At 64.1% G+C, this 7770-nt stretch carries 11 protein-coding genes and 1 pseudogene; 9 read left to right on the forward strand and 3 right to left on the reverse strand.

Going from position 1 to position 7770, the window contains the following annotated elements; translation table 11 throughout:
• On the reverse strand, positions 1-1076 hold a 1076-nt coding region (locus tag EN781_RS19435), incomplete at its 3' end, for an ABC transporter substrate-binding protein (RefSeq protein WP_145965555.1).
• 379 nt (positions 1077-1455) lie between these two features.
• The gene (locus EN781_RS19440; protein WP_126055152.1) at positions 1456-2043 is read right to left on the reverse strand and encodes a hypothetical protein; all 588 of its coding nucleotides are present in this window, start codon (positions 2041-2043) and stop codon (positions 1456-1458) included.
• 122 nt (positions 2044-2165) lie between these two features.
• Here EN781_RS19440 and EN781_RS19445 point away from each other — a divergent pair, with 122 nt between their 5' ends.
• The 9 genes and pseudogenes from EN781_RS19445 to EN781_RS19480 all read left to right on the forward strand — a co-directional run bounded on the left by EN781_RS19445 (position 2166) and on the right by EN781_RS19480 (position 7448).
• Complete coding sequence (locus EN781_RS19445; protein WP_127400237.1) at positions 2166-3299, forward strand: metallophosphoesterase; 1134 nt, start codon at positions 2166-2168, stop codon at positions 3297-3299.
• A 99-nt stretch (positions 3300-3398) separates the two neighbouring features.
• Positions 3399-4058, forward strand: coding sequence for a glutathione S-transferase family protein (locus EN781_RS19450; protein WP_126055151.1), 660 nt, complete (start codon positions 3399-3401; stop codon positions 4056-4058).
• 85 nt (positions 4059-4143) lie between these two features.
• Complete coding sequence (locus tag EN781_RS19455) at positions 4144-4449, forward strand: metalloregulator ArsR/SmtB family transcription factor (protein WP_126055150.1); 306 nt, start codon at positions 4144-4146, stop codon at positions 4447-4449.
• A 14-nt stretch (positions 4450-4463) separates the two neighbouring features.
• Positions 4464-5243 (forward strand): SRPBCC domain-containing protein, encoded by a 780-nt coding sequence (locus EN781_RS19460; protein WP_126055149.1) that lies wholly within the window; start codon positions 4464-4466, stop codon positions 5241-5243.
• A 293-nt stretch (positions 5244-5536) separates the two neighbouring features.
• Positions 5537-5791: a hypothetical protein gene (locus tag EN781_RS19465; RefSeq protein ID WP_126055148.1), complete on the forward strand. Its 255-nt coding sequence runs from the start codon at positions 5537-5539 to the stop codon at positions 5789-5791.
• Complete coding sequence (locus EN781_RS19470; RefSeq protein ID WP_126055147.1) at positions 5791-6198, forward strand: hypothetical protein; 408 nt, start codon at positions 5791-5793, stop codon at positions 6196-6198. Before EN781_RS19465 ends, EN781_RS19470 begins: the two co-directional genes overlap by 1 nt.
• Position 6199: 1 nt before the next feature.
• A complete protein-coding gene (locus tag EN781_RS34430; RefSeq protein ID WP_189347697.1) occupies positions 6200-6358 on the forward strand; it encodes a hypothetical protein in 159 nt (52 codons plus the stop codon).
• Positions 6359-6447: 89 nt separating this feature from the next.
• Positions 6448-6729, forward strand: a pseudogene (locus tag EN781_RS19475) (YkgJ family cysteine cluster protein); the annotation flags it as partial.
• 107 nt (positions 6730-6836) lie between these two features.
• Positions 6837-7448 carry a LysE family translocator gene (locus tag EN781_RS19480; protein WP_126055146.1) on the forward strand — a complete coding sequence of 204 codons (612 nt, stop codon included), beginning with the start codon at positions 6837-6839 and terminating at the stop codon, positions 7446-7448.
• On the opposite strand, the gene EN781_RS19485 is transcribed toward EN781_RS19480, so the two are convergent.
• Positions 7445-7770: helix-turn-helix transcriptional regulator (locus tag EN781_RS19485; protein ID WP_145965554.1), on the reverse strand; the 326-nt coding region annotated here is incomplete at its 5' end. The genes EN781_RS19480 and EN781_RS19485 overlap by 4 nt on opposite strands.

A 7770-nucleotide genomic window follows, 5' to 3' on the forward strand; every position in this document is an offset into this window, starting at 1 on the left:
CTCGCCCTCTCCTGGTCCTTGAGTGCTGGGAATATCGGGTCGACATCGTACCCCTCATGGTCGAGGTGCCGGAGCCTTTCGCGCCAATCGACAGGGACCGATCCTCTGCGCACGAGGTCCGCGAACCGGATCGGATAACAATGGCCTTTCAACAATGCGATCTGCACCTCGTCTGAATAAAGGTACTCCATCCACAGCCGAGCAGCGTTTGGATGCGGAGCATAGGCGCTGATCGCCTGGACATAGACACCCGCAGCGACGCCGGTCCTTGGCCTGATGACTTCGATCCTCGTTTTCCCCCTGAGCCGTTCGCGGTCGCCGAGCGCGAGGTAGTCCCAGCGAACGAGGATCGGCGTGCGGCCGTCAGCAAGTGAGTTGGTATCACCGATGATGGGAACGAAATTGCCCTTTTCATTGAGATTGGCGAAGAACTTCAGTCCCTGAGCAGCGGCTTCTTCGACGTCACCCTTAGCCGCCGACAAGCCTGCGGCGAACACGCTCTGGACTGCTTGATTTGAAGAAATATTGCCGGCGAGGCCGACCGAATTCCTATACTCCGGCGCGGCAAGATCCGCCCAATCCTGTGGCATCTTGGTGACGAGGTCAGCGTTGATCTCGAACGCAAGGACTCCGTAATAGCGGCCGCACCAATACCCTTGCGCATCCTTGGCGGCTTCCGGAATTGTGTCCCACGTTGACACTTTGTACGGCTGCAGCAAGCCATCCTCCTTAGCCGATGAGGCGAAGGACATGCCAATGTCGACTACATCCGGGGTCTGGGAGTCGGTCTTGGCTCGCCCAGCCCTGATCGCCTCAATCTGATCGGCTGAGCTGCCATTGGGCCGGAGTTCGTTGATTGTCAGACCGTATCTCGCCTTGAACCCGTCTATCACGACGCCGTATTCGCACCAATCGCGAGGCAATGCTATGACGGTAAGCTGCCCTTCCGCTTTGGCGGCCGCAACCAGGTCTTCCATTGCATCGACCGGCGCTGCAACGGCACAGACCGACACGGCACCCGTTGATAGGGCGGCTCCAGCCAGACCTGCTGCCTTGAGCGCGTCGCGGCGATTCATCGTTCGCTGACCAGCGGCAGGTTCAACCCTCGTTGGGTGTTCTTCTGATGATCCATGTTTCATGGCCCAATTTCCTCCGTCGGCTTGCGGTCGATGCAAGTTCCTCCGCGTCGATCGTCTTGGTATCGATCGCGGTCCTGAAGGTGGGGGCGAACACCGGTTGGCGACGCCTCTGAGCGACTATGGCATATTGGGGAAGTGGGCGATATGCGCGATTATGACCCGAATACGTCGAATCTGTTCCAGTGTCGTTTCGAGTTCGCTCGGACCGCGATGTCGCAATAATGCGAACTTCAAAATCACGACACTGGCGCACGAATCGGAGGTTCCGCAACGCCATGCACCAACGCGCCAGCGTTGAGTCTAGATTGGACCTAGTCTAATTCGCCAGCGGCTTGATCGTCTCGTAGCCGACCACGCTCTCCGAATTCGTGCCCTCGTCATAGCGCCGGGCCAGCGATGCGCCGAGATCCGGCGCGTAGAGCGCGGTGAACGTGTCCAGCGTCTCGCCGGCCTGGTTCTTGAATGTCTCCTTGACCGCCAGCACATTGTATTTGCAGCCGCCGAGGCTGAACGTCTCCTTGCCCTTCACCGCCAGTTCCAGCGTCTTGGTGCCTTTCGGCTGCTTCTTCGGCGACAGCTCGACGAACTGCGTCGTGCTCTTCGCGCCTGCCTTCAGCGGAAACAGCTTTTTCAGGTCGCCGAGCGGGATCATCGCCAGATGGCCGGTCGTGCTGTCGCGGAACACCTCGATCAGCCCGGCATAGAGAAACTGCGTCTGCGGCGATTCCGACTGGTATGTGTTGGCGACCGAAACCATGCCGCCGGCCGCCGGCCGGAACTCGCTGCGGATGCCCGGCATCTCCAGCACGAAGCCGGTCTTGGCGGTCTTGGCGTCGACGCATTCGGCGCCATGCGCGGTGCCCGCCGCGGCAAGCAGGGCCATGCCGATCGTTGCGGCCTTCATCGCATCCTCCTCTTCCCGCTCAAGTTGAAGGCGCAAGACTGCCAGACCCATACCGCCATGTCGATGCTTGGCGGATCGGGAGGAACTGGACGGCCGGGCGCCGCCTGTGCTGAATTTCGGCCATGATGAATAGCTGGCAAGCCCGTTCGATATCCCGTCGCGCTTTCCTGGCGCAGATGGCGAGCCTTGCGTCTGCCGCGGCCTTTGCCCATCCGGCATTCGGTCAGACCGGAAAGCGAATCCAGCCGGTCGACGCGACTTTCCTGTTCATCGCCGATATCCATGCCTGCCGCATGGCGAGCGGGTTGAGCCCCAATTGCCTGCAGGAGGGCAAGACGGATGCCGCGCTTCTGCGCAGCGTCGCCGCCCTGAACGGCATCGCCGACAAGGCTTGGCCGGCCGAGATCGGCGGCGTCGCCACCGGCCTGCGTTCGGCCGGCAGCCGCATCGGCACGCCGCTTGGCCTGGTCACCGGCGGCGACATCACCGACGACGGCGGCGGCCAGGTCACCGAGCCCAGCGAGGGCACGCAGCTGCTGCAGTTCAGCCAGCGCTACCAGCAGGGCATAGGCCCCGACCGCGTGCACGTGCCCGTCTACGTCGGCCTCGGCAACCACGACCTCGACCAGAACGGCTCGCCGCCGCATGTCGACTGGTACCGCCGCGAGCTGCGCGACTATGTCGAGGTCAACCATCGCGCCGGCGTGTTCTTCAAGCCGCCGGTGCCGGCAACCGACTATGACGTCGACACCGACTGCTATTCCTGGGATTGGGGCGGCCTGCATCTCGTCCAGACGCACCGTTTCGCCGGCGACACCGGCCATGCCGCGCTGAGCAGCCTGCCATGGCTGAAGCAGGACCTGGCGACCTATGCCGGCGACGGCCGCCCGGTCATCCTGTTCCAGCACTATGGCTGGGACATTTTCTCGATCGAGCGCTGGGATCCGGCGAAAAGGACCTATGACGACGAGGGCACCGGCTCGCCGCATTGGTGGGGCGAGGCGGACCGCCAGGCCCTGCTTTCGGCTCTCAAGGGCTACAATGTCATCGCAATCTTCCACGGCCACCAGCACGAGGCGCCGATGATCTACCGCCGCGACGGGCTCGACCTGTTCAAGCCGAAGGCCGCCTACATGGGCGGCTTCGCGCTGGCGCGGGTGACCGGCGACAGCATGGATGTGGTGCTCGGCGAGGCGGCAGGCGACCACGGCGAGGTGGTCTTCACCAACGCTTTTTCCAAGAGCCTGAGTTTCTGAGGCGGCGGGACAGCGGCCCTGGTCGTAATTTCGGGATCGGCCCGGCAAGCAGGCGGGGTAGGGTGCGCCTGCGAATGCGCGGGCAATATGGGAACAACCATGGCTGAATTCACGCTCTTCATCGGCAACAAATGCTTTTCCTCCTGGTCGCTCAGGCCATGGGTGGCGATGCGGCATCTGGAGATCCCGTTCGAGGAGAGTTTCGTGCGCCTGCGCACGCCCGAGACCTTTGCCAATCTCGCCAAAGTGTCGCCAACCGGTCTGGTGCCGGTCTTGAATCACAATGGCAGGATTGTCTGGGAAACCCTTGCCATCCTTGAATATCTTGCCGATCTCTTTCCGCAGAAAAAGCTCTGGCCGGACGACATCGGTGCCCGCGCGCTGGCACGCTCGGTGGCGACCGAGATGCATTCCGGTTTTCGCGAGGTCCGCTACGGTTGGCCGATGAACCTGCGTCGACCGAAGAGCCACAAGCCGCTCGACGCCGAGGGCGACACGCAACGGGCACGCATCGAGGCGATCTGGCGGCAATGCCGGGCTGAACATGGCGTGAGCGGCCCGTTCCTGTTCGGTCATTTCACCGCCGCGGATGCCATGTACGCGCCGATCGTCACCCGTTTCGACACCTATGGCGGCGAGCTGGCGCCGGATATCCGCGCCTATGTCGACGCCGTGCTTTCCACGCCTGCGATGCGGCACTGGTATACGGAGGCGGCTAAGGAGACGTGGCCGGAGCCAGGCCCTCACGAACAGGACTGACCACGACGGCGGCATGCCATATCTCTTCAAGAGAATTGACCGCAGCGCCGGTCCGGCATAATACGTAACCAAATGGATACGTATCATGCCGCAGGCTGATCCCGACCGCTCCGTTTTCCGCGCCATCGCCGATCCGACGCGTCGCGCCATCCTCGACCGTTTGCGGCAGGGGCCGGCGCCCGTCAACGAACTGGCCTCTGCCTTCTCGCAGAGCCGGCCGGCGATCTCCAAGCATCTGCGCATCCTGCGCGAGCTCAACGTCGTCTCCGAGCAGAAGCGCGGCCGCGAGCGGCTCTATAGGCTGGAGCCGGCGGAACTGAAGGACGTCGCCGATTGGATCATGCCTTATCGCGACTTCTGGCAGGCGAGCCTCGGCAACCTGAAATCCTAACTGGAGGACGAGTGATGGCGGGCAATGAGAGACCACGCGCAATAGCCGACGTTTCGGCGGGCACCATCCTGGCGACGGTGACGATCGCCGTGCCACCGGAGCGGGTGTTCCGCGCGATCACCGCCGCGGACCAGATCCCGCTCTGGTGGGGTGCCGACAACATGTACCGCACCACAAAGCACACTGCCGACGTTCGGCCGGGCGGCGCCTGGCGCTCCGAGGGCAAGGGCGCCGACGGCCGTGATTTCCACGTCCAGGGCGAATATCTCGAGGTCGAGCCGCCGCACCGCCTTGTGATGACCTGGAAGGCGCCATGGGACGGCGACAACGTGACGACCGTCACCTACACGCTGGAGGCGATCGGGACCGGGACCTGGCTCACCCTGCGCCACGAAGGTTTTGGCCCGCGTCACGACTCCTGCCGCGATCACGGCCAGGGCTGGGAGCGTGTGCTCGGCTGGCTCGGCGCTTTCCTCGCCGGCGAGGCCGGGGTCAAGGCGCCCGGCGTGTTCCATTGCCGGCTGATCCCGCCGCGCCCGGATTTCGCCTTCACCTTGACCGAGGAGGAGAGGGCGCTGATGGGTCGCCATGCTGAATACCTGCGCGATCAGCTTCGTCAGGGCACGATGCTGATCGCCGGTCCGGTCGCCGACCCGGCCGGGCCCTGGGGCCTCTGCATCCTGCGCGTCGGCGGCGAGGCCGAGGCACGAGCAGTGACTGACGCCGACCCGGTCGTGCTTTCGGGGCGCGGCTTCCGCTACGAGGTCCTGCCGATGATGAGCGTGATCATGTGAGGCGCCAGACAAAAAAGAACGCCCCTCGCACCTTTTATCGCGCGGGAGGCGTCCTTTGTGCCAGCCTTTTCCTGAAATTGCTTTCATGAATTGCTGACCGTACCAAAATGCGCGGATGCCAAGATGGTTCCCGCATTTTGCAATTTTTTTTGGGTCGCAATTCAACCCTGACGGTGCGCCAGCATGGACCGCCACGACGAAGAGGGCAATGCTTACGCCCTTTTTTGCGTTTGGGGACTGAATTGTGCGTCGCAGGCCGATTGGGATGTGCTAAAGCACCGTCGCGCCGGCCTATGGATGCGCCGGACCAGGAGAAGATTTTGTCCCTCACTTCGAAGACCCGGGGCGACCAGGCTGAATCGCTTTTCAGCCGGGCCAGGACCCAGTCGATGTCGCTCAGTCGCATCGTTTCCGAGCAGGATGCCGCCAGCCAGGCCCGCGAGGCCAAGACCGCGCGGCTGCGCGAGCTACGGCTGGAAAAGGAAGCCGAGCACAGGGTGGCCGCCGCCGCCCTTGCCGCTTTGCCGAAACGCACGGGCAAACGCTGATGGCCACCAAGCGCGTCCCGCCAACGCCGATCGCCGCCGATTCGACGATTGCCGATATGGTCGATGTCCTGGACAAGCCGGTCGAATATGTCCGGCGCGTGCTGGAAAAACTGGAACGCTGCAAGCGCGCCCATGGCGATGCCCAGGTGCGGGTCGGTGTGCGCAGCCGCGCCGAATGCCCCAACTATCTGATCGAATATGTGCGCGAGGACGGCAAAACCCATGAGCGCGTGACACATCCGGACGCCGCCTATAGCGGCAGCACGCATCGCGAACTGGCGCCGCATCACCTCGTGGAAGCCAGGAACTGGTCGCCGGAGGAAATGAACATCACGGCGGTTTCGGCGCTCATCGGCCGCCTGCGCAATCCGCGGGCGCCGTCATCGCGTTTTGCTGACGAGGACTGACATGGCCATAAAATTCTCCGCCAAGCACCAGCCGGCGTCACCCGCCGCCGCAAAGCCGGCCAAGCCGGCTGCCGCGCCGAAGGTCGACAAGCCGAGCGCATCCGATTTGTTCGACGCGCCGGCGCAAACACCGCCCCGCAAGACCAAAGGGAAGAAATAGCGGCCTTGCCGAGTGACGCGGATCGTGGAGACCTGAGCCGGCCCTCCGGCGCGGCCGCCGGTCTGGCCTGGCCGCTCGCCGTCGATGGCATGCTTTTCGATTGCCAGAGCTGCGGCGCCTGCTGTTCCTATTCGGCCGCATGGCCGCGCTTCTCCACCGAGGCGGATGAACAGCTGGACCGCATTCCCGAGAAATACGTGTCGGCCGACCTGTCCGGCATGCGTTGCGACGGCGTGCGCTGTGCGGCGCTGACCGGCGAGATCGGCAAGCACACGGCCTGCGGCATCTACGAACTCCGCCCCGACGTCTGCCGTGCCTGCGTGCCCGGCGGCGACGACTGCCTGATGGCTCGCCAGGCGCATGGGCTGCCGCTTGTTGGTCTCCCCCACAAGGCGGGAGATTGCTCTCCTACCCCGCTTGCCCCGCCTCAATCGGCTCGGTACCTTCCCGCCTGGCAGGGGCCGCGGAGGAACAAGCCTTGAGCATCGAATTCCTGTTGACGACGCTGATCGTCGTCGCCTCGCCGGGCACTGGCGTTCTCTACACGCTGAGCGCCGGCCTCTCGCGTGGCGCGCGCGCCTCGATCATCGCCGCCTTCGGCTGCACGCTGGGCATCATCCCGCATATGGCCGCCGCCATCACCGGCCTCGCCGCCGTGCTGCACACCAGCGCCGTCGCCTTCGAGACGCTGAAATATCTCGGCGTCGCCTATCTGCTTTACATGGCCTGGAACACACTGAAGGAGGGGGGCGGTCTCAGCGTCGACGAGAACCTCGCGCCGCGCTCGGCCGGCAAGGTGATCACGTCCGGCATCCTCATCAACATCCTCAACCCGAAGCTGTCGATCTTCTTCTTTGCCTTCCTGCCGCAATTCGTCAGCACCACCGAGCCGAACGCCTTGTCGATGATGCTGGAGCTCTCCGGCGTCTTCATGCTCGTCACCTTCATCGTCTTTGTCGGCTACGGCATCTTCGCCGCGTCGATCCGCAGCCATGTCGTGTCGCGGCCTAAGGTGCTGACCTGGATGCGCCGCGCCTTCGCCGGAGCCTTCGTCATGCTAGGCGCCAAGCTGGCGCTGACGGATCGCTAGTTCGCTGCCACGGCCGGTTCGCCTTCGGGTTCGGAAGCCTCATGGCTTCCGGAACCGGGCGTAGGCCGAACGCCAAGCCGCCAGGCCGAGGGCGGGACGCCGATCGCCTTCTTGAAGGCGCGGCTGAACGCTGCCTCGGATTCGTAGCCGATCTCCGCCGCGATGTTGGCGACGCTGCTGTTGCCGGCGCTGAGCAATTCCGAAGCGATCTGCATCCGCCATTTGGCGAGATAGTGCATCGGCGGCATGCCGACGAGCCTGGTGAAGCGTTCGGCGAGCACGGTGCGTGACAGCGCGGCTTCCCTCGCTAGCGCCCCACCGT

Source organism: Mesorhizobium sp. M4A.F.Ca.ET.090.04.2.1 (genome assembly GCF_003999085.1).
Taxonomy (GTDB): Bacteria; Pseudomonadota; Alphaproteobacteria; order Rhizobiales; family Rhizobiaceae; genus Mesorhizobium.

Coding starts and splice junctions, on each gene's coding strand:
- EN781_RS19440 (WP_126055152.1), bottom strand. CDS start 2,043: ATGAAGGCCGCAACGATCGGCATGGCCCTGCTTGCCGCGGCGGGCACC.
- EN781_RS19445 (WP_127400237.1), top strand. CDS start 2,166: ATGATGAATAGCTGGCAAGCCCGTTCGATATCCCGTCGCGCTTTCCTG.
- EN781_RS19450 (WP_126055151.1), top strand. CDS start 3,399: ATGGCTGAATTCACGCTCTTCATCGGCAACAAATGCTTTTCCTCCTGG.
- EN781_RS19455 (WP_126055150.1), top strand. CDS start 4,144: ATGCCGCAGGCTGATCCCGACCGCTCCGTTTTCCGCGCCATCGCCGAT.
- EN781_RS19460 (WP_126055149.1), top strand. CDS start 4,464: ATGGCGGGCAATGAGAGACCACGCGCAATAGCCGACGTTTCGGCGGGC.
- EN781_RS19465 (WP_126055148.1), top strand. CDS start 5,537: ATGGATGCGCCGGACCAGGAGAAGATTTTGTCCCTCACTTCGAAGACC.
- EN781_RS19470 (WP_126055147.1), top strand. CDS start 5,791: ATGGCCACCAAGCGCGTCCCGCCAACGCCGATCGCCGCCGATTCGACG.
- EN781_RS34430 (WP_189347697.1), top strand. CDS start 6,200: ATGGCCATAAAATTCTCCGCCAAGCACCAGCCGGCGTCACCCGCCGCC.